The following is a 20,980-nucleotide window of genomic DNA, read 5'->3' as shown; positions in this document are numbered from 1 at the left end:
GCTTCCCGCGCACATCCCGCAATGACGCTGCCAGCAGACAGACAAGCCCTGTGGTTTCAGATCAGGTCCATGAAGTCGACACTGCGGTCGGCGAAGACGAGGACATCGATGTCCACAAGCTTGTCACGTCCTTCGTAGATTCCGTCCCTGCCGCCGTTGGCCCGGTCCGTCACCACGAGGACTTTCATGTCCTTGCCGCGGCTGGAATTGCCCATCGTCTCGGTTTCAAACCGGTAGTCGGCAAAGTTGCCGCTGAAGACAGCCCGGTCATTTCTTGCGGTCCCGGCGTCACCCCAACTTTGGCCGAAAATGAAATCATCGCCGGTGCCGCCAAAGAACCGGTCGTTTCCATTGCCGCCCTTGAGCTGGTCGTTGCCGCTTCCACCTTTCAGGATGTCGTCGTGGTCGCCGCCATCGATGTAGTCGTCGCCATTCTGCCCGAAAAGCTGGTCCTGCCCGCCGCTTCCATAGAGCGCGTCATCGCCATTGCCGCCGAAAAGAACGTCGTCGTGGCCGTGGCCATTGACGCGGTCGTCGCCATTGCCCGCCATCACGATGTCGGAGGCGTTGCTGCCCTCGATCTCGTCCGCCCTGCCAGTGCCAATCCTCACGTTGTCCGGGTCGACGGTCATGTCATCGAACACGACCTGCTTGGTCCCGGCATCCACGTTCTTGGTCTTGTTGCCTTTTGAAATCAGGAGCGCTCCGGACTTCTTCTCCGCGAAGTCGAAACTCGCCGCCTTTCCGTCTATATAGACGTAGTTCTTGCGCGCCGCGTCACCGTAGAGCGTCTGGGAGTCGACCTGCCGTCCATAGACCGCGAAATCGTCGATCATGCCGTCGAAGCGCCCGATAACGTCATCGGAACTGCCGGATTTGTTGCGCCATCCGATGCCGCCGACGATCAATGCCTCCGGATTGCTGCTCCAGTTGACCTTGAGGTTCGGGTCGTAGGCGAATTTCACCCCGTCGAGGTAGAAGGCTACGCCCTTCGGTCCGAAACTGTAGGCGAAGTCGTGGGCGCTGCCGGGCTTGATCGCCCCGGGGGCGGAGAACCATTGGCTCTCCATCTTCGTCTGCACGCGCACCACAAGGTCGCCGTCATCTTCAACGATGGCCGAGACATGTCCGCCCTTGCCGTAGTCCTCGGCATCCTTGGAGAACAGCCCCTGCCAGTTCAGCTCCTGGCCCACCTTGAAACGGAAAGCGACGGTCCCCTGGGTCAGCGCCAGCTTCGGGCTGTGCTGGAAGATCATCGCATCGGCGACATCGTCCGAAAAAAACTGCTTCGTCGGAACCGCAAGCACCGGCTTTATGCCTTTCTCCAGAACCAGGTCCTTGCCCTTTGGCAAGTTGGCGAAAGGTGCCTTGATTTTCCCGCGGTCTTTCGCCCCGGCCTCCGGTGTCATCGCCTCGGCAATGTCTGTCGCTGCCTTCACGATGCCATAGGCCGGCTTGGCGGTCGTCTCGATGTCCGAGCGTTTCACAAGGTCGCCGTAGACCGTCACGCTGCCCAACTTGTCCTTGTTGTGCGCGCCGCCATTGCTTCCCTGATCGGAGTAGAGCTGGATCACGGAACGGTCCAGAACACCGTCGCCATTGGCATCCGAATAACGAATCGAGGCGATCTTGGTGGTGTGGCCCTCGATGACGATCCTGTCGCCCTCTGCACGGGAGTAGTCCATCACGACGTCATTGCCGAGGTGGTCGACCCAGTGGTCGTGCAGCTTGTCATTCTCGCCAGCTACGCCGTGCCAGTTGATGATGCCGTTGTCGCTCGTGTGCTTCTCGATATATCGCTGCTTCGCGTTGATCAGGGTCTGGAAATAGAAGATGTCCGCGCCGTTGCCGCCCCAGAGCTGGTCATCGCCGTTGATTGGCTGGCCGGGGTAGAGCTTGCCCTTCGTCAATTCCTTGTAAGGATCGCCCTCGTCGCGTCCGGGATCATTGGCGATTTTCGGCTCCCGGGCATCGGCCCGGGCGATCAGAAGGTCATTGCCGCCTCCACCAGCCAGGATATCCTCGCCATGCCCGCCGTCCAGGATGTCGCGCCCGCCGCCACCGGTCACGCGGTCATTGCCATAGCCGCCCTGCAAGATGTCATTGCCGCCCTTGCCGTCGATCCTGTCGTTGCCGCCGCGACCGTCGATGCCGTCGGCCTTGACCGATCCATTCAGCGTATCGGCCTTTTGCGTGCCGCGCTTCATCATGATGTCGCGGGTCAGGTGGCCATGCATGTTCACGCCATAGCCCTTGGCGATCGCCTGCAACTCTTCAGAGCCATGATGCAACTGGGTCAGGCCCGGCATCAGGTCTTCCATATTCCGGGCCATGAGGCCGGCCTTGGCAAATTTTGGGGCCACCTCGCCGGCCAGCGCCGCCATGTCGGCTTCGCTCAACTGCCGGGCATAGACCTTCACATGGCCCACCGTGCCGTCGAGCAGGTCGTGGGCGCTGTCGGTTGCCTTTTCCCGCCAGGCGCGGGTTGCGCCCACAACGAGCGGGGCGTCGTTGGTTGACAGCGAGGTCTTGAACTCCGGTTCGGAGGCGGCGAGTTGCCCGTTGAGCCAGATCTCCAGCCCCCGCGGTCCGAAGGTCAGGCCAATGTGATAGGTGGTCTGGGCCTTGAGCATCAGGTCCGGGACCTTGAGGTATTCATACTCGCCGTTGGTCTCCATCACCGCAAACAGTGTCCCGTCCTTGGCATAGAGCGTGAACTCGCCCTTGGAGCGGTCCCTCAGATCCTTGGACACCAACGCGAATGTTCCGGCCAGCTTGTCGAGCGAGAAGCTCAGCGCAACGGTGCCGCGCCCGATCTCCAGCGCCTTGGAATGGCCCACATCAAGATAGTCGCCATCTTCACCCGACAGTCGGGTCTTGCCCGGCAGCGCAAGCACAGGCCCTTTGCCGGACGTCGGGTTGTCGGGGGCCTTGGCAAGGTCGGCCGGCGCCTTGATAGGACCGCGATCCTTCGCTGCCGGCGCCTTGACGGCCTCCGCGATGTCCACGCTGGACTTCACGATGCCATAGGCAGGCTTTGCTGTCGTTTCGATGTCCGACGGCTTCAGCAGGTCGCCATAGATCGTGATGCTGCCCAGCCTGTCGTCGTTGTGTGCGCCGCCATTGCTGCCCTGGTCGGAATACAGGCGGATCAACGTGTGATCCATCATCCCGTCCTTGTTGGCATCACCGTAGGAGATCGAGCGCAGCTTCGTCGTGTGGCCTTCGATGATGATCCGGTCGCCCTCGGCGAAGCTGAAGTCGGTGACGACGTCGTTGCCGAGGTGATCGACCCAGTGGTCGTGGATCTTGTCGTTTTCGCCAGCGACCCCATGCCAGTTCACCATGCCATCATCGCCGGTGTGCTTTTCGATGTAGCGTTTCTTGGCGTTGATCAGGGTCTGGAAATAGAAGATGTCGGCGCCCGCGCCGCCGGTCAGGACATCGTCACCAGGGACCGGCTGATTCGGGTAGAGTTTGCCTTTGGTCAGTTCCCGGTAGGGATCTCCCTCGTCACGGTTTGGATCAAAGGCGACTTTTGGCTCGCGGGCATCGGATCGCGCGATCAGGAGGTCGCGCCCGGCGCCGCCCTGCAGGATGTCTTCACCATGTCCGCCGTCGAGGATGTCACGCCCGGCCCCGCCATAGAGCCGGTCATTGCCCGCGCTGCCTTGCAGCAGGTCGTCACCGCCCTGTCCATTGATCCTGTCGTTGCCGCCGCGCCCGTCGATGGTGTCGTCCTTGCCGGTGCCGGACAAGGTGTTGTTGCCACCGCCACCGGCTTTCATGGTGACAGGCCGCATCAGGTGCCCGTGCTCCGAGATCCCGAACTTCGCGGCAATATCTTTCAGGGTGTCGGAGCCGTGGTGCAGTTGGTCGAGGCCGGGCATCAGGTCGGCCATCGCATTGGCAATGGCTGCCTTGCGGCCCGCAGCCGCCGAGACATCGGCGGCCAGCGCCTGCATGTCGCCCTGTCCGAGTTGCTTGTTGAAGATCTGGACGTTGCCGATATCGCCGTCGAAATGGCTGTGCGGTGCGTCCTGTTTCTTGTCGCGCCATGCCCGGGTGGCGCCGATCAGCAGCGGCTGGCCATTTCCGTCGAGCCCGTGTTTCCAGGTCGGCTCGGTCGCCGCCAATTGCCCGTTCACCCAGATCTCCAGCCCCCGACCGCCGAAGCTGATCGCCAGCTGGTATGTCTTGTCCTCGGCCAGTACGAGATCGGGGACCTTGAGGTACTCGGCCTCCTTGCCGTCTTCGAAATAGGCCACCAGCGTGCCGTCCTTGATCCAGACGCTGAACTGACCCTTGCCGTTGCCGTCGAGGTCTTTCGAAACAAGCGCCGCGCTGCCGTAGAGCCTGTCGGCAGAGAAGCTAAGTGAGATCGTTCCCTTGCCAAGCGCAAGCTTGCTGGAATGGCCGACCTGGATGTGGTCGCCCGACTCGCCGCTGTAGCGGCGATCTGCCATCCGGCTGAATACGGGAGTGCTCCCGGAGGGAAGGGTGGTCGTGTTCGCGCGCGCGGCCATCGTTCTCGTCCTGTTTCTTGCCCCCCGGCGCACTGGGCGTGGCATCGGATCATGGAAAAAATGTGGCAAGACCGCTGCCCTTTTCCCGAAACCTCGGGCCAAGGCCGGTAGTTGCGCCACAGTGACGTCGGAAGCTCCTTTTTTCGTTGGATTTTATCTGCCTGCCACACCAGAAGGGTTAAGCACCGAGAGGGCGGCAGGATTTTGCACGATTGCGAAACGGTTTCGGCGATAGACCGCTTTGTTTCTCTGATGCGCAAGGTTGAGACGAATTGTGTCCACGGAGTCACAGCTCCCCAGTGCGCAATTGGCCATTGAAACTGTCAATGGATGCTTTAATGTATGCGTAACCGTAAACCATCCGGTTGCGCCGACTTTGGCGCGGTAGCCGGGAACGAGGGCCGCTCCATGAGCACGAAGACACCGCTGATCACCATCATCAAGGGCGACGGAATCGGTGTCGATGTCACCGATGCTACCATGGAGGTGGTGTCCGCAGCCCTCGAGTCCGTGGGCGGACCGGCGCTTGCCACGCAAGAGGTGCTGGCCGGGGCGGGCTATTTCCGCGACCACGGCGTCGATATCGAGCCCGGGGGTGAGGAGAAAGCCGGGCAGGCGGACGCGATATTCCTAGGGGCCATCGGTCTTCCGGCGATTCGCCACGCGGACGGAACCGAGATCTCTCCCCACCTGCGGTTGCGCGACCGCTACGAGCTCTATGCTGGAATGCGGCCGGTGAAAGCCTTCCCGAATGCTCCACAGCGGCTCGCCGACCCGCGCGCCGCCGCCATCGACATGGTGATCGTGCGGGAATCGACCGAAGGGTTGTTCTATTCCGCGGCGGTTCACGGTCGCACCCGGTTTGTTGGTGACGAGGAAGCCTACGACACGATGAAGATCTCCCGCTCTGTCTGCGAGCGGCTGCACCGATTTGCTTTCCGGCTGGCCGCGAAGCGCAAGGCCCGGGGGAAGCTTGGGCGTGTGACCTGCGTGGACAAGGCAAATGTCTTCGCGTCCATGGCCTTCTTCCGCAAGATCTTCGACGAGGTGAAGGCGGAATTCCCCGATGCGGACGTCGGCTACAACTACGTTGACGCCCAGGCGCTGGACCTGATCCGCAAGCCCTGGGAATTCGACGTGATGGTGACCGAGAACATGTTTGGAGACATTCTCTCCGATCTCGCCGGCGGGCTTGTCGGCGGTATGGGCATGGCGGCCTGTGGAGAGATCGGCGACAAGATCGGGCTGTTCCAGCCCGCGCATGGCTCCGCGCCGGACATCATGGGCCAGGACAAGGCCAACCCGCTGGCCGCGATCCTGAGCGGCGCCCTGATGCTCGACTACCTCGCTGAAAAACTGGACGAGGCCACCCTTGCCAAGGCGGCGGCGGCTATCGACACCGCGGTGGAGACCGGGTTCGAACAGAACCTCTTGCGTCCGATGGAATTCGGCGGCGATATGGGCACGCGGGCGGTCACGGACCAGTTGCTGAAGTTGGTGACGGCGCGCGGCTGATGAACCGCTGAAGGATTTTCGCATGACACGGATGCCCGCGCGCAAGCGTATCGCGCTGGTGGCGCATGACGCCATGAAACCCGCTTTGGTCGCATGGGCGGCACGGAACCGGGAGGCTCTGGCGCGGCATGAGCTCTATGGCACCGGGACGACAGGGGGCAGGGTGGCCGAGGGCACGGGGCTCGACGTGACACGGCTGAAGAGCGGCCCGCTTGGCGGCGACCAGCAACTCGGCGCCATGATCGCGGAAGGCAATCTCGACGTGCTGATATTCTTCTCCGATCCCCTTACGGCGATGCCGCATGACGTGGACGTGAAGGCACTGCTGCGAATCTCGACGCTGGAACAGGTCGTGATCGCCTGCAATGCCGCCACGGCAGACTTCGTGGTGGCCTCCGACATGCTGGATGCAGAGTACACGCCCCAGAAGGATGAAGCCGCGCACTCGGGGTGAGCGTTCTCGACCTGAGACCGTCCCTTTCGATCTCGCTTGGCATAGGCAAGCAGTCCGGGCTGCGCCCGACCCTCCCCCCGGCAGGGCGCATTTGAGAGGCTGTGGACCGAGATGTCGTTGGAGTGCCGCGCGCCAGAAAACGCGAGGAACTGGCGTTCCGAAGCGCCCACCTAGGATCGGGCGCGGCCCCAAACGCGAATTTCTGGTAGATTCAGATGTGGAAGTGAGAGAGCTACATGAGCGCCTTGGCAATTTCTGGAGAAGCCGTTGCAAACACAACTCCGAGAAAAAACAAGAGGATGCCGGCGGCTTCCAAACTCGCGTTGCCAACCAAGAGATCGCTAACTCGCTTCTTTTCGTCTAGTGTTCTTCGCTCTGCGCACCGATCTACGTTTTTCAATTCCCGTGCCATCTCCGAGAACTGACTATTGGTTGAGCTTGTCAGCCCATCGACTTCGTCTTGTAGCGAGGAAAGAGCGCCTTCAAGCAACTCGATGCGGTGCTTTAGCGTTGCGTCGGGGCCGGGAGTGACTTTTGAGCCGGCTCTGAACCCGCCTCCCTGAGCTTTCCCAGCTTTTGGATTGGCGGTGACGTTCTTCACGCGAAGGGCAGAGAGGAACCCAGTTGCGTAGGATGACATCCTGTGTCGGATCGTCGGGACGCCTAGCTGTTTGAGTGATCCTTCGACGCCCCAGAATGCCATGCCAAAGCCGATGAGCTGCAGGATCATCCCGTACCACCGGACCCAAGTCTCAAGCCTGTCCTGTGAGTTGAAATCCACGTAAAACGGTGCAAGCACCAACAAAACTGCGACGAACGACATTGTCAAACCGCGCCACCCAGACATGAGGTGTCGTCCCCAAAGGCCGGGCCATCGCCGTAGCGGAGCCCACTTTCGGGTCTTCTCGGGGGAGCGGTTCACGCTAGTTGTGATCCTTCGCCGATTGTACGAGCGATTGCTTCGTCAGGTGGGCGAGAAAACCACTCACACATCCAACTCCTCCACGAACCGAGCGTTCTCCTGGATGTACTGGAACCGCATTTCCGGTTTCTTGCCCATAAGGCGCTCCACCAGGTCGCCGGTTTCGCCGGGTTCGTCCTCGTCGATGCTCACCCGGATCAGCTTGCGGGAGTTGGGGTCCATCGTGGTTTCCTTAAGGTCCTTGGCGTCCATTTCGCCCAGGCCCTTGAAGCGGCTGACGTCGATCTTGCCCTTGCCCCCGAGGCCCTTTTCCAGCCATGTATCCCGCTCCGCCTCGTCGAGGCAGTAGACGCGTTTCGCGCCCTGCGTCAGCCGGTAAAGCGGCGGGCAGGCGAGGTAGAGGTGCCCGGCGTCGATCATCGGGCGCATCTGGCTGTAGAAGAAGGTCATCAGCAGCGCCGCGATATGGGCGCCGTCCACATCGGCGTCGGTCATGATGATGACTTTGTCGTAGCGCAGGTCGTCGAGCACGAACTTGGTGCCCAGCCCGGTGCCGAGAGCCTGTGTGAGGTCGCTGATCTCCGCGTTGCTGCCCAGTTTCGAGGACGCCGCGCCAAGCACGTTCAGGATCTTGCCCCGCAATGGCAGCAGGGCCTGCGTCTTGCGGTTGCGGGCCATCTTGGCGGAGCCGCCCGCGGAGTCCCCCTCGACGATGAACAACTCGGTGCCCTCGCGGTTGGAGTTGGAGCAGTCGACGAGTTTGCCCGGCAGGCGCAGCCGTTTGGTGGCCGATTTGCGGGCGGTTTCCTTCTCCTGTTTCCGGCGGAGCCGTTCGTCCGCGCGCAGCACGAGGAAGTCGAGGATGGCGCCGGCGGATTTGGTGTCAGCGGCGAGCCAGTTGTCGAAGTGATCTCGCACGGCGTTCTCGGTCATCCGCGCCGCCGCCTCGGTGGAAAGCCGGTCCTTTGTCTGGCCGACGAAGGACGGGTCCGCGATGAAACAGGAGACCAGCGCGCACCCACCGGAGATCAGGTCTTCGCGGGTGATCTGCGCCGCCTTCTTGTTGCCGGAAAGCTCGCCATAGGCGCGAATGCCCTTCAGGATGGCGGCCCAGAAGCCGGCGACATGGGTGCCGCCTTCGGGGGTCGGCACGGTGTTGCAGTAGGACTGGATGAACCCGTCGCGGACCGGCGTCCAGTTGATCGCCCACTCGACGGAGCCGGGTTCCCCGAACTTCTCCTGGAAATCGACCTTGCCGGAGAACGGGACCTCCGAATAGGTGGTCGACTTGCCCAGCGTTTCCTTCAGGTAGTCCGCGAGGCCACCGGGGAAGTGAAACGTGGCCTCTGTGGGCGTTTCACCATCGTCGATCTCCGACTTCCAGCGGATCTCCACACCTGAGAAGAGGTAGGCCTTCGAGCGAATCGACTTGAAGAGGCGGGCCGGCTTGAAGCGGTGGGAGCCGAAGATCTCTTCGTCTGGGTGGAATGTCACCGTCGTGCCTCGACGGTTGGCAGCCTTGCCGACAATCTCCACCGGGCCGAGGGGCAGCCCGCGCGAGAACCGCTGCTCGTGAACCTGCCGGTCCCGCGCCACCTGGACCACCATCGAATCGGACAGCGCGTTGACGACCGAGGCTCCCACGCCGTGCAGCCCGCCCGAGGTCTGGTACGCCTTGCCGGAGAACTTGCCGCCTGCGTGCAGCGTACAGAGGATCACCTCCAGCGCCGACTTGTCGGGAAACTTGGGGTGCGGATCGATCGGGATGCCGCGACCGTTGTCGCGGATGGTGATGGCGTAGTCGGCGTGCAACTCGACCTCGATGCGGTTGGCATGCCCGGCAACGGCCTCGTCCATGGAGTTGTCGAGCACTTCGGCCACCATGTGGTGCAATGCGCGCTCATCGGTGCCGCCGATGTACATTCCCGGGCGCTTGCGCACGGGTTCGAGGCCCTCGAGGACTTCAATGGAGGAGGCATCATAGGACTGGTCAGCGAGACCGCCCGCAAGGAGATCTTCTGGCATGGAACTGCTCTTGCTCTTGTTCATTGGCATATCTTGTGGCCCATACTGGCAGGAATGGCCAGTCTGGGGAAGAGGCCGCGTCGGGCTGCGATGTGCGTGCGGCGAGCCGATGGATCGGTTTCCTTGCACGGGCCGCGTTGCTGCTGGAGAACCTCGGACAGACCCGTTGGACAGGTCGCAGGCCCGCGCGGAGCATGAGAGGGACGTCAGGCGGCCGCTCCGGGCGGCAAACTGTGAGAGTTTCACCGCTGGCGGCAAGCGTCGTCGCTTCCATCCCGATCGGTTGCAGGGTTTGCACGGTGTCGAACCTGCCAGGCAAGACGGTGACCCTTTGCCATCCGCGCCTTTCCGCCGATCCGCTGCCGTTCGCGCGCCCTGGCTGCTGTTGGTGCCCTTTTTTTGGCACACGCGCGCTTGTGCAGTTCGACCGTCAGCCCTAAAGGGGCTGCATGTCCACATCGATGTCATATCTCGGGCACGCGCGTGCGTTGCTCACTCTCGGCGTTCCGCTGATCGGCGGCCACCTGGCGCAATTCGCGATCCAGGCGACCGATACGATCATGCTGGGCTGGTATGATGTCGAGGCGCTTGCCGCCGTGGTGCTTGCCGGATCGCTGTTCTTCACGTTTTTCATCATGGGCTCGGGCTTTGCCTTTGCGGTGATGCCCATGGTCGCGGCCGCGACGGAAAATGAGGAAGGCGATGCGCATATTCGCCGCGTGACCCGCATGGGGCTGTGGATTTCGCTGATGTACTCTGCCCTTGCCATGCCGATCATGATCTGGTCGGAGCCGATCCTCCTGTCGATCGGCCAGCCACCCGAGATCGCGCAGGCAGCCTCGCAATACCTCTCCATTGCCGGTTGGGGCATGATACCCGCGCTTGGCGTCATGGCGCTGAAATCCTACCTCAGCGCGCTGGAGAAGGCTGACGTCGTGCTGTGGGTGACGATCCTCGCCGCGGTTGTGAACGCTTTGGTGAACTACCTGCTCATCTTCGGCTCCTTCGGCTTTCCCGAGTTGGGGATACGTGGTGCCGCCATAGCCTCGGTGACCGTTCACGTGACATCGCTCGTGGGGCTGATGCTCTATGCGATCCGGGCGTTTCCTCAGCATGAGCTGTTCGTGAGGTTCTGGAGGCCGGATTGGGTCGCCTTCGCACAGGTCTTCAAGCTCGGTTGGCCGATCAGCCTGACCAACCTGTCCGAGGTCGGGCTCTTCGCCTTCTCTGCAGTCATGGTGGGGTGGCTGGGCACGATCCCCCTGGCTGCCCATGGCATCGCCTTGCAACTCGCCTCCGCGACCTTCCTCGTGCATCTCGGTCTCTCCAACGCCACGACAATTCGTGCGGGCAAGGCTTTCGGTCGGGGAGAGGTTGAGCGGCTGAAACGAGGCGCGGAGGTCGCCATCGCGATGTCCATCCTCTTTGCCGCTATCACCATTGCGATCTTCCTGACCTGGCCCGAGGAACTTCTGAGCCTGTTCCTCGACCCCGACGATCCGCGCAAGCCGGAGATCATTGCCATTGGCGTCGGTCTGATGGCGATGGCGGCGCTGTTCCAGCTCTTTGACGGGGGGCAGGTCATCGCACATGGGTTGTTGCGTGGGATTCAGGACACACGTGTGCCGATGTTCATGTCGGCCGCTGCCTACTGGCCAGTCGGGATCACGAGCGGCTATCTGCTGGGCTTTACGCTGGGCTATGGGGCGATCGGGGTCTGGGCGGGGCTTGTCTTTGGCCTGCTGGTGGCAAACGTACTGCTCATGTGGCGTTTCTGGCGCCGGTCGCTGCCGCGCTTGCAGGCACAGGCCGCCTGACGATCACCCTTCTGTCGCGCGGGCCTTCAGCATCCTGTCCGCCTTCTTCCGCACCAGCATCGTTCGCAGGTCGTGCATGGCGAAGAGCAACGCGTCGGTAACCTCTTCCAGTTGTTCCTCGGTGGCCCGAGCCTGAGCCCATTGGGTTGTCAGGTTCAGGTGGTCGACGGCCCGGTAGATGTCGTCGATATCCCGCCGGGCGAGCGTCTCCTTGCGGGCCGCCATCCATGTGTGGATCTCCGCGAGGTCACGCTCTGTCAGGACCTTCTGCCCCTGGGGCTTCACCTCGCCGTTTCGGATGTTGAGGACTGCGATCTGCTCCATGTCGAGCCGCTTGTGCCGGTTCTCGGTGTCGACCCGGAAAACCGCGGCTCCGTTCTCCCGCACCCGGAAGTAATACTTTGGAAGATCTGACATTTCCGCGCCCTTCGTCTCGGCCTGCAGCCAACCCTATTGGTGGGGGGGAGGCCTGTCAAAGGGCGGTCTTGTCGTCTCGGGCGGCAAGGGGTGCCACCCTCAGATCCCGGAGTGGCGCGACGTTTCGCGGGCACGGCACGCGGTGAGAACGTGGGCAATCAGGGCGGAGAGAAAGTCCCGGACACGGGTGTTGGCCATCTGGCGGCAGTGGCAACCGCACCTCCGGCGGGCGATCCGGCGAGCCATCGGACGGTCACGCGTGGCGCCGTGGATGGGCCTGTTGTCCAAATGGAAAACCGCCACACCCGTGGATGTGGCGGCTTGCTTCTTGTCTGAAACCCGTCAGTTCAGAGACGCACAGAAACCCTGGATACGGGTGCAAGCTTCCTTCAGGTTCTCGTCCGACGTTGCGTAAGACACGCGGAAGCAGGGGGACAGGCCGAAGGCCGCGCCGAAGACCACGGCAACTCCCTTTTCCTCCAGAAGCGCGGTCGCGAAGACCTCGTCGTTTTCGATTTTCACACCGCCGGGGGACGTTTTGCCAATGCAGCCTTCGATGGAAGGATAGACGTAGAAGGCGCCTTCCGGCTTCGGGCAGGAGATACCCTCGGCGGCGTTCAGCATCTCCACAACCATATCACGGCGGCGCTTGAACACTTCGTTGTTGGCGGGGATGAAATCCTGGGTGCCGTTCAGCGCCTCGACGGCCGCCGCCTGGCTGATCGAGGAGGGGTTGGAGGTCGATTGCGACTGAATCTTGCGCATCGCCGCGATGAGCTTCTCCGGCCCGCCGGCATAGCCGATCCGCCAGCCGGTCATCGCATAGGCCTTCGACACACCGTTGCAGGTCAATGTGCGGTCATAAAGCGCCGGCTCGACCTCCGCCGGGGTGCAGAACTCGAACCCGTCATAGACGAGGTGTTCGTACATGTCGTCGGTCATCACCCAGACATGCGGGTACTTCACCAGCACGTCGGTCAGCGCCTTCAACTCGGCGCGGGTATAGGCGGCACCGGTCGGGTTCGACGGCGAGTTGAAGATGAACCACTTGGTCTTGTCGGTGATCGCGGCCTCCAGGGCGGCCGGTGTCAGCTTGTAGTCCGTCTCGGCGGTGGCTTCGACGCAAACCGGCTCACCACCGGCGAGAAGCACCATGTCCGGGTAGCTGACCCAGTAGGGGGCGGGAATGATCACCTCGTCGCCGGGGTTCAGCGTCGCCATCAGCGCGTTGTATAGGATCTGCTTTCCGCCCGTGCCAACGGAGATCTGTGCCGGCGTGTACTCCAGCCCGTTGTCGCGCTTGAACTTGGCGCAGATCGCATCCTTCAGCGCCGGCGTACCGTCAGGGGCGGTGTATTTCGTGTCGCCCGCGTCGATGGCAGCCTTCGCGGCGGCCTTGATGTTGTCGGGCGTGTCGAAATCGGGCTCGCCCGCGCCGAGGCCGATCACGTCCTTGCCGGCGGCTTTCAACTCGCGGGCCTTGGTCGACACGGCGATGGTCGGCGAGGGTTTCACCCGGTCGAGGGTCGCGGAGAGGAAAGACATGGGCAGCCTCCGGTGTTTTGTGGTTGTGGCAAATTGGTCCGCGGGCTTCTTAGGCTTGCGGGGGCGTGCGGTCAACTGCGCGACGGCTGCGACCGCTGCCGGTCTCCCGGGATCCCGGCTTTTGGAAGCCATTGGAAAACAACTGCTTGGCTGGCCACAGGACGCCTGTTCCTCAGGCGCCTCGCAGTCTTTCTTGGCTGGCGGAAAGCCGGGGACGGCACGGGGTTTCTCGATGTGCCGCCGATGGGCAAGCGGAATGGGAATACGCTCTGGACTTTCCGGTAGCGGCTGGCAGGCAGTGCGCTGCCGATGCTGGCATCGGCGGGACAGGTGCTGAGCTTTGATCCAAGGGCCGAGTCAGGGTGTAGATGGCATGTCGCTCTGCCGAAAGCGGACTTTCTTCGCAGGCGAGGCGCTGAATTACCCGGTTGCAGGAAGTTCTTTATACGTTTATCTTACAAAAGAAAGGACATTGAAATGATCAAGCGGAGTCCCCTCAGTCGAAAGTCTGCTATTGGCGGCGTTATCGAAGTCCGCGGGATTCTGGGTGCAGCGGTCGAAAACCTCGGCACACGGATCGTTGGCGGAGACTGGGCGGAGGGCGATGCCATCAGCCGGGAGGCCGATCTGGTCGAGGAACTGGGCGTAAGCCGGTCCGTTGTCCGGGAGTCATTTCGGATTCTCGGCGCCAAGGGGTTGATCCGTAGCAGGACCTCTGACGGGACCCGGGTTACGCCGCGGTCGGAGTGGCGGTTGCTGGACCCGGACGTGATGGATTGGCGTATCAAGGCCGGTGACACGATTACCTTGCTGGACGACCTACAGAAGGTGCGGCTGGTCATGGAGCCGGGGATTGCGCTCACCGCCACCCAGATGGCGACGCCGGAGCAGCGGTCGCGGGTTCAGGCGGCATGGAACCGGAAGGTCGAAGTGGCGGAGGACACGGAGGCCGACGCCGCCGATCAGCGGCAGAACTTCATCGATGCCGATCTGGATTTTCACCGTGCGCTGATCGAATGCGTCGACTCGGAGCTTCTGGATCAACTCTACTCCGTGATCGAGGCGTCTTTGAGCATATCGATCGACCTGCAGATGGCGGCCGTTGGATATGTCTATGAGATGGTCGGAATGGACGAGAGCCATGAACTGCACGAAAGGGTCTATCTCGCCTTCATGGATGGCGACGCCGAACGCGCCGGCACCGCGATGCGCAAGGTGATCGAGAACGCCATCCGGGATATGCAGGACGGCCTCGCGCAGCAGACACCCTAACAACAGACAACGTGGAGACGATCATGTCGGAGACGCTTCAGCCAGGGCTGATTGCGGCAGTTGCCGAACGCCTGGCGGCGCATGAGTTCAAGGGCTGGTTCTACGGGGACTCGGTCGGTTTCGAAGGGCTGGTGGCAGCGGCGGACATGCTGGATGATCCGAAGTGGGTCGATTTCAGCCACGGGTTCTTCCGTGCCTGGGCCACCCGTCGACGCCCGTTCCATCCCGACGACAACACCGCGCCGGGGCATGTGATGTGCGACATCGTCGACCGCACCGGGGATGCCGTGTTGCGGGACGCCGTTCTGGATCTCGCGCAGCATCTGCGGGACCGGCGGAAGATCGACGGCGTTTCCGTGACATTCGAGGACACTTTGCGTTCCCTGCGGCAGCCCTATGGCGGCGTGCCGCTTTCTTCGGAGCAACAGGCGTTGATGGACGACCCCGGTGCGGGGATCTGGCTCGACTGCATGCATTTCGACGCGCCGTTCTTTGCCCACCTGTCGAAGGTTGATGCGGATGGCGATTGGGCCGCGGCGGCCGTGCGGGAGATCCTTGGCTATCGTCCCTTCCTGTTCGACGAGGCCACCGGCACCTATCGCCATTACTGGCTGGAAAAGCTGGGCCATTCGCAGATCCCCGGGTGGGGGCGCGGACAGGGCTGGGCGTTGCTCGGTATGCTGGATGTTCTGAAATTCTGCGGCAACGTCGAAGGTGCGGACACCCTTCAGGCCCAGGCCGTGGGACTGGCCGAGACCATGGTCGACTTCCAGCTTGAGGACGGAAACTGGCATTGCATGGTGCATGAGCCGCGCTCAGGTCCGGAATCCTCGACCGCCGCGTTCATGGCGACGGCTTTCTATCGCGGGATGAAGCAGGGTGTCCTGCAAGAGGCCTTTGCCGGTCCCGCGGACAAGGCATTCCGCGCGATGGTCGGTAATCTGGACGAGGCGGGCAACCTGCGCGGTGTGTCCGCGGCGGTCATGTCGGCGCTTGTCGACGAACACTATTGGCACGTGCCGCTGGACCGAATCGTGCCCTGGGGGCAGGGGCCTGTCCTGACGGCCGCATCCGCACGGGCGGCCTGGCTGGCGTGACGCGCACGGGATGGTCGGGCCCAAGGTGGCCCGGCTGTCCGGTCAGTCGGCCGTGCGAATGTCGTCATACATGCGGATCGTGACGCCGCCATCCATGACGATGTTTTCCCCGATCATGAACCGCGCTTCCTCCGAAGCAAGCATCGCGGCGACTGCGGCGATCTCGTCGGGGCGGCAGAGGCGGCCCACCGGCTGCATGGCCTCGACCTTGGCCCGTGCCTTGGCGGCATTGCCGGTCGCCCGGAAATCGTCTTCGGCGATCTGCGTGTCCGTGTATCCCGGCGAGATGGCGTTCACCGCGATTCCCTGATCGGCGTACTCCAGCGCCAGCGAGCGGGTCAGCCCCAACAGCCCATGCTTGGCGACGGGATAGGGGAAGGTTCCCTTGATGATCGAGAAGGCGTGGTTGGAGATGATGTTGATCACCGCGCCGTTCTGCTTGCCGACCATGTCGGGCAGCACGGTTTTCGTGCAGGTCCATGCGCCCTTCAGGTCGACGTTCATGCACCGGTCCCAGTCGTCGTCGGTGGTCTCCAACGGCGGGCGGAACACCGCGATGCCGGCGTTGTTGACGAGGATGTCGACGGGGCCGAAAGCCTCCAGCGCAGCCTTATGCATCGCCGAGACGCTGGCGGCGTCAGAAATGTCCGTTCTGACAAACAGAGTCTCGGAGCCTGTGTCAGCGGCGATCGCTTCTGCGGTTTTCGGGCCCTGCTCTTGGTCCAGTTCCGCGATGACAACACGGGCGCCCTCGGAGGCGAATCGCCTTGCGATTGCCTCTCCGATTCCGCGTCCCGCTCCGGTCACGATGGCGATTTTTCCTTCCAACCTGCGCACTTGAACCTACTCCTCGATCTGGTCGTTGACTTTATAAGATAAACAGATCATATCCTTTACCTATCCAGATGAGAACACCATTGGGAGGAAAAAATGGGCATCAATCTGAAAACTGCACTCCTTGCGACTGTATCCGGTGCGATTCTGAGCGCCGGTGCGGCCATTGCCGAGGACAAGGAGATTGTGGCGATCTACAAGAGCGGCACGCAGCAGTACTTCATCGACCAGGGCGACGGCTTCAAAGCAGCGGCAGAAGAACTTGGCTACACCGCCAAGATCATCAACGTCGAACTGGACGCCAACCTTGCAATCTCCGCCGTTTCCGACGCCATCGCGTCCGGCGCCAAGGGGATCGGCATCACCGCACCCGACCAGGCGATGGGGCCGGCCGTGTCGCGCGCAGCCGCCGAAGCCGGTGTTCTCATGGTGGCGACCGATGACCCGATCATGCAGGAAGACGGCAATCCCGTTCCCTTCGTCGGGTTTGACGGCAAGGCCATGGGCACCGAGGTCGGCAAGCGCGCCGGCGAGTTGCTTGTCGAAAGCGGCTGGCTGGACGGCGCCAAGTACGGTGTGCTCAGCGTAGAGGTTCAGACCCTTTCGGTCTGCAACGACCGCACCAACGCCGCGCAGGAGCAAGTCATTGCCGCCGGTGCAAGCGCCGACAGCATCGTGCACGTGTCCTACGATGGCACCGCCGACACCTCGCTCGCCGCGACCGGGCCGGTTCTGACCTCGAACCCGGGCATCGACAAGTGGGTGGTTTTTGCTTGCAACGACGAAGGTGTGCTGGGCGCCAACAACGCGCTGAAGAACGCGGGCTACGGGCCGGACGACGTGATCGCCGTGGGTCTGGGCGCTTACGAGGCCTGCCGCCCCTGGAAAGCCGGCATCCCCTCGGGCTTCAAGGCCGCGCTGTACCTCTCGGGCACCGATGTAGGTGACGCCGCCGCGCGCACGCTCATCAACTCGATCGAAACCGGCGAGCCTCTGCCGCTCAAGACCGTGGCCAACACCACGATCGTTGATCCGAGCAACTACGCAGACGTTATGCCCTGCGACTGATTTCCTCCCTGGCGGGCGGGCACCTATCGTGGTGCTCGCCTCCAATTTCCAGAACAAGAAGGACCAGGCAATGTCGTCTGCCATCCTCGACGTTCAGGGAGTAGGCAAGTCCTTCCCCGGTGTGAAGGCGCTCTCTGATGTCAATATGAAGGTCCACCCCGGAGAGGTCGTCGCGTTCGTCGGCGAAAACGGGGCCGGAAAATCAACTCTGCTGAAAATTCTCTGTGGCGACTACACGCTGGACGAGGGCACGGTGTACCTCGACGGCGCCGAAGTCAGCCACGCCAGCCCGCTCGAGGCCCGCGATGCCGGGTTCCGGCTGGTCCGGCAGGAGCCGGAAATCGTGCCGCATATCTCGGCGGCGGAAAACATCTTCATCGGCGAGTATCCACGCCTGCCCGGCGGGCGTGTCGATCACGCGGAAATGCGTCGGATCACCACCGACCTGCTTGAGCGCTACGGCTTTGCCGGTGTGCTGGATATCGACGCCCTCGGGCGCACGCTCTCGCCCGCGCAGCAGCACATCGTGGAGATCCTGCGCGCGTTGAAGGAAGGCGTGAAGGTCGTCGCCTTCGACGAGCCGACCTCGTCGCTGACCACCAAGGAGGCCGACCGCCTCTTTGCCCTGATCCGCAAGCTGCGCGAAGAAGGGCTGGGCATCATCTATGTCTCGCACCGGCTGCACGAGGTCATGGCGATCTCGGACCGGGTCGTCGTGCTGAAAGACGGTGTGCCGACCGGCAACCTGATGATCAAGGACACCGACGAGGAAGAGATCGTCCGCCTGATGGTCGGGCGCGAACTGGCGCATGGCTACAAGCGCGATGAGGTTACCACGGACGAAGTGGTGCTTGAGGTCGAAAACCTCCGCAGCCGCTGGCACGACGGGATCAGCTTCCAGATCCGCGCCGGTGAGATCGTGGGCTTTGCCGGGCTGGTCGGCGCGGGTCGCACAGAGCTTGCCAAGGTTCTGTTCGGCGAATTTGAAAAGGAAGGCGGCACCGTCAAGATCTGCGGCGACGTGAAGGATATTCGCTCCCCCGCCGATGCCATCGCCGCCAATATCGGTTTCGCCCCCGAAAACCGGAAGGCCGAGGGCCTGATCCTCGTCCGCTCAGTGATCGAGAACGCCTCGATGGCGGTCTATTCCGCGCTCGCGCGTTTCGGCATCCTGCGCACCCAGCAGATGGTCGACAAGGTGTCGCCTTTCGTGCGCCAGCTGGAGATCAAGACCCCCAGCATGGAGCAGGAGGTCGGCAAGCTTTCGGGCGGCAACCAGCAGAAGGTCGTCCTGGCTCGCTGGCTGGCGGCGGCGCCGCGCCTGTTGATCCTCGACGAGCCGACCCGTGCCGTCGACGTCGGGGCCAAGGCCGAAATCTACAGGCTGATCGACGATCTGGCCAAGCAGGGCATGGCGATCATGATGATCTCTTCCGAAATGCCCGAACTGCTCTCCATGTCCGACCGCATCATCGTCATGCGCGACGGCGTGATTTCCGACCCAATCGAAAAGAAAGACGCCACCGAGGAGGCAATCGTGAATTTTGCTCTCGGAACAAAGGCCGCCTGACATGCCCACGGAGGACAAGACAGTGAGCATTACCGAACAAGCCGCGCCGCAAATGGCCCCTGAGGGGCCCGGGCTCTTCAAGCGGATCACCAACGCAGTCGGCGCCGAGAACCTGTCGCTGGTCATTGCGCTGATCATCATGGTGGCGCTGATCACCACGCAGACGGAGTTCTTCTTCTCTCCGCGCAACCTGATGAACATCGGGCAGAACATGGCCGTCGTCGGCCTGATCGCCGTGGGCATGACCCTGGTCATCGTCTCTGCCGGGCTCGACATTTCCGTGGGCTCGATCGCCGGTTGTGCCTCCGTTGTCTGTGCGCTGACCGTGACCCAGATGGGAACGGTCATCGGCGGCGTTGCATTCGGCATGGGCATCGGGGTTGTGCTCGGGCTGATCAACGCGACGATCATCTCTATCCTGCGGGTGAACCCGGTCGTGGCGACGCTGGCGACGTTTTCGGCGTTCCGCGGCGTGGCCTTCCTGATTGCACCAGGCGGTCGCCCGATCGGCGTTCTGGACCAGAACCTTGCCTGGCTCGGCTCTGGCCGCCTGTTCCAGACCGAAACGTTCCCCGGTCTGCCGGTTGCCTTCATCATCCTGATCATCGTGGCCTGTGTCGCCCATTTCGTGATGAGCTCGACCGTCTTTGGCCGCTCCATCTACTCCATGGGCGGCAACCCGGTGGCGGCACGCCTTGCCGGTATCAACCTGACCCGCATGCGCTATGCGATCTACGCCATCTCCGGCGCGCTGTCCGGTCTGGCCGGTGTCATCGTCACGGCGCGGACCTCCTCTGGTCAGCCGGCCTCCGGAACCCAGGGCCTTGAGCTTGAAGCGATTACGGCCGTGTTTCTTGGCGGGGCGCTGATGGCGGGCGGCAAGGGCACAATCGTGGGCTCGATGCTGGCGGTGCTGCTGCTGGCGACGCTGTCGAACGGGATGAACCTGCTTGGTATCGCGACCTTCTATCAGCTCGTCGCCAAGGGCCTGCTGCTGGTGTTGGCCGTTGCCATCGGTCAATGGCGCCTCGCCCGGGCCGAGAAGCAGCAGTCCAAGCTGGCCGCCGCCGGAAAGTAAGTCCGATGTCTCAGATTTCCCTCTCCAACGACCACATCGCGATCAGCATCGCGCCGGAGTTCGGCGCACGTGTGACCGAGCTTGTGGACCGCCGCTCGGGCCGCAACTGGCTGGTCGGTGGTGCTTGCGAGGGCGACACCGGGGAGGCTGCGGCCTATCTGGGAACCGAAGCGCGCGGGTGGGACGAATGCGCCCCAACCGTCGCGCCCTGTGAAGACCCCGACTGGGGGCGGCGTCTGCGGGATCATGGCGATCTCTGGGGCCGGCCCTGGAAAGCCGAACGGGCTCGGGGCAACGTGACCAACCGTTTCGAGGGCCCGGAGTTCACGTTCACGCGTGGCCTGCGCCTCGATGGTCCGTGCCTTCTCTGCGACTACACGATCACCGCCACCACTCACGCTCGCCTGCCGTGGATGTGGAGCCAGCACCTTCTGCTGGCGACACATCCGGGCGAACGGATCGTGCTCGACGGAGTCGGCCAGTGGGAGGACCACGGAACGGTTCCTGAAACGATGCAGGTTCAGGACCTGACCTCCGGGCTTGCGCAAAAGACCTACGGGACCGTGCAGGATCAGGCCTGCATCGGCATCGACGGCACCGATGGCGGCATCCGCCTGCGGTGGAGCGCAGCGCAGATGCCCTATTGCGGTGTCTGGCTGGGCTTTGGCGGCTGGCCGACGCCAGAAGCCCCGCTGCACCAGATGGCGCTGGAGCCGACCACGGCCCCCGCCGATGACCTTGCGGTCGCTCGGGCCAGCGGCACCGAACGCTGGCTGGAGCCCGGTCAGACAGAACACTGGCAGGTCGAGATTGCGATCCTGCCCAGGACACCAGAATAAC

15 protein-coding genes are annotated in these 20,980 nt (G+C 62.8%); 9 read left to right on the top strand and 6 right to left on the bottom strand.

The features are described from left to right. Window positions 1-56 precede the first annotated feature (56 nt). On the bottom strand, window positions 57-4,526 hold the full coding sequence (locus CLV78_RS24270; RefSeq protein ID WP_158263486.1) for a LamG-like jellyroll fold domain-containing protein: 4,470 nt from the start codon (window positions 4,524-4,526) through the stop codon (window positions 57-59). Window positions 4,527-4,934: 408 nt separating this feature from the next. Here CLV78_RS24270 and CLV78_RS08110 point away from each other — a divergent pair, with 408 nt between their 5' ends. After that, complete coding sequence (locus CLV78_RS08110) at window positions 4,935-6,041, top strand: isocitrate/isopropylmalate dehydrogenase family protein (protein ID WP_106204270.1); 1,107 nt, start codon at window positions 4,935-4,937, stop codon at window positions 6,039-6,041. Window positions 6,042-6,063: 22 nt separating this feature from the next. Further along, complete coding sequence (locus CLV78_RS08105) at window positions 6,064-6,495, top strand: methylglyoxal synthase (RefSeq protein WP_245924878.1); 432 nt, start codon at window positions 6,064-6,066, stop codon at window positions 6,493-6,495. 232 nt (window positions 6,496-6,727) lie between these two features. Here CLV78_RS08105 and CLV78_RS08100 read toward each other — a convergent pair whose 3' ends face one another. Next, a complete protein-coding gene (locus CLV78_RS08100) occupies window positions 6,728-7,318 on the bottom strand; it encodes a hypothetical protein (protein WP_146136665.1) in 591 nt (196 codons plus the stop codon). 162 nt (window positions 7,319-7,480) lie between these two features. Then, a complete protein-coding gene (gene parE, locus CLV78_RS08095; RefSeq protein WP_106204510.1) occupies window positions 7,481-9,442 on the bottom strand; it encodes a DNA topoisomerase IV subunit B in 1,962 nt (653 codons plus the stop codon). A gap of 449 nt (window positions 9,443-9,891) precedes the next feature. Between parE and CLV78_RS08090 the strand changes: the two genes are divergently transcribed. Then, a complete protein-coding gene (locus tag CLV78_RS08090; protein ID WP_106204268.1) occupies window positions 9,892-11,259 on the top strand; it encodes an MATE family efflux transporter in 1,368 nt (455 codons plus the stop codon). Between the two features lie 3 nt (window positions 11,260-11,262). Here the strand turns inward: CLV78_RS08090 and CLV78_RS08085 are convergent, their stop codons facing one another. Continuing rightward, window positions 11,263-11,676, bottom strand: a complete 414-nt coding sequence (locus CLV78_RS08085; protein WP_106204267.1) for a hypothetical protein — start codon at window positions 11,674-11,676, stop codon at window positions 11,263-11,265. 342 nt (window positions 11,677-12,018) lie between these two features. Next, entirely contained in the window at window positions 12,019-13,221 is a 1,203-nt protein-coding gene (locus tag CLV78_RS08080) for a pyridoxal phosphate-dependent aminotransferase (protein WP_106204266.1), read from the bottom strand. A 477-nt stretch (window positions 13,222-13,698) separates the two neighbouring features. On the opposite strand from CLV78_RS08080, the gene CLV78_RS08075 reads away from it, so the two are divergent. After that, window positions 13,699-14,493 carry a FadR/GntR family transcriptional regulator gene (locus CLV78_RS08075; protein WP_158263485.1) on the top strand — a complete coding sequence of 265 codons (795 nt, stop codon included), beginning with the start codon at window positions 13,699-13,701 and terminating at the stop codon, window positions 14,491-14,493. 23 nt (window positions 14,494-14,516) lie between these two features. Beyond that, complete coding sequence (locus CLV78_RS08070; protein ID WP_106204264.1) at window positions 14,517-15,590, top strand: glycoside hydrolase family 88 protein; 1,074 nt, start codon at window positions 14,517-14,519, stop codon at window positions 15,588-15,590. A 42-nt stretch (window positions 15,591-15,632) separates the two neighbouring features. Here CLV78_RS08070 and CLV78_RS08065 read toward each other — a convergent pair whose 3' ends face one another. Continuing rightward, complete coding sequence (locus CLV78_RS08065) at window positions 15,633-16,427, bottom strand: SDR family oxidoreductase (RefSeq protein ID WP_106204263.1); 795 nt, start codon at window positions 16,425-16,427, stop codon at window positions 15,633-15,635. Window positions 16,428-16,520: 93 nt separating this feature from the next. On the opposite strand from CLV78_RS08065, the gene CLV78_RS08060 reads away from it, so the two are divergent. From CLV78_RS08060 to CLV78_RS08045, 4 genes are all read left to right on the top strand, one after another. After that, the gene (locus CLV78_RS08060; RefSeq protein WP_106204262.1) at window positions 16,521-17,492 is read left to right on the top strand and encodes a substrate-binding domain-containing protein; all 972 of its coding nucleotides are present in this window, start codon (window positions 16,521-16,523) and stop codon (window positions 17,490-17,492) included. 70 nt (window positions 17,493-17,562) lie between these two features. Further along, window positions 17,563-19,062: a sugar ABC transporter ATP-binding protein gene (locus CLV78_RS08055; RefSeq protein ID WP_106204509.1), complete on the top strand. Its 1,500-nt coding sequence runs from the start codon at window positions 17,563-17,565 to the stop codon at window positions 19,060-19,062. A 22-nt stretch (window positions 19,063-19,084) separates the two neighbouring features. Beyond that, window positions 19,085-20,140 (top strand): ABC transporter permease, encoded by a 1,056-nt coding sequence (locus tag CLV78_RS08050; protein WP_158263484.1) that lies wholly within the window; start codon window positions 19,085-19,087, stop codon window positions 20,138-20,140. A 5-nt stretch (window positions 20,141-20,145) separates the two neighbouring features. Continuing rightward, window positions 20,146-20,979, top strand: a complete 834-nt coding sequence (locus CLV78_RS08045; RefSeq protein WP_106204260.1) for a hypothetical protein — start codon at window positions 20,146-20,148, stop codon at window positions 20,977-20,979. Window position 20,980: the final 1 nt, after the last annotated feature.

Source organism: Aliiruegeria haliotis, from assembly GCF_003003255.1.
Classification (GTDB): Bacteria; Pseudomonadota; Alphaproteobacteria; order Rhodobacterales; family Rhodobacteraceae; genus Tropicimonas; species Tropicimonas haliotis.
This window is presented reverse-complemented; position numbering and strand designations above follow the sequence as displayed.

What these genes read in the sequence shown, in the direction of transcription:
- CLV78_RS24270 (WP_158263486.1), bottom strand. Translation starts at nt 4,526, where the DNA reads ATGGCCGCGCGCGCGAACACGACCACCCTTCCCTCCGGGAGCACTCCC.
- CLV78_RS08110 (WP_106204270.1), top strand. Translation starts at nt 4,935, where the DNA reads ATGAGCACGAAGACACCGCTGATCACCATCATCAAGGGCGACGGAATC.
- CLV78_RS08105 (WP_245924878.1), top strand. Translation starts at nt 6,064, where the DNA reads ATGACACGGATGCCCGCGCGCAAGCGTATCGCGCTGGTGGCGCATGAC.
- CLV78_RS08100 (WP_146136665.1), bottom strand. Translation starts at nt 7,318, where the DNA reads ATGTCGTTCGTCGCAGTTTTGTTGGTGCTTGCACCGTTTTACGTGGAT.
- parE (WP_106204510.1), bottom strand. Translation starts at nt 9,442, where the DNA reads ATGCCAGAAGATCTCCTTGCGGGCGGTCTCGCTGACCAGTCCTATGAT.
- CLV78_RS08090 (WP_106204268.1), top strand. Translation starts at nt 9,892, where the DNA reads ATGTCCACATCGATGTCATATCTCGGGCACGCGCGTGCGTTGCTCACT.
- CLV78_RS08085 (WP_106204267.1), bottom strand. Translation starts at nt 11,676, where the DNA reads ATGTCAGATCTTCCAAAGTATTACTTCCGGGTGCGGGAGAACGGAGCC.
- CLV78_RS08080 (WP_106204266.1), bottom strand. Translation starts at nt 13,221, where the DNA reads ATGTCTTTCCTCTCCGCGACCCTCGACCGGGTGAAACCCTCGCCGACC.
- CLV78_RS08075 (WP_158263485.1), top strand. Translation starts at nt 13,699, where the DNA reads ATGATCAAGCGGAGTCCCCTCAGTCGAAAGTCTGCTATTGGCGGCGTT.
- CLV78_RS08070 (WP_106204264.1), top strand. Translation starts at nt 14,517, where the DNA reads ATGTCGGAGACGCTTCAGCCAGGGCTGATTGCGGCAGTTGCCGAACGC.
- CLV78_RS08060 (WP_106204262.1), top strand. Translation starts at nt 16,521, where the DNA reads ATGGGCATCAATCTGAAAACTGCACTCCTTGCGACTGTATCCGGTGCG.
- CLV78_RS08055 (WP_106204509.1), top strand. Translation starts at nt 17,563, where the DNA reads ATGTCGTCTGCCATCCTCGACGTTCAGGGAGTAGGCAAGTCCTTCCCC.
- CLV78_RS08045 (WP_106204260.1), top strand. Translation starts at nt 20,146, where the DNA reads ATGTCTCAGATTTCCCTCTCCAACGACCACATCGCGATCAGCATCGCG.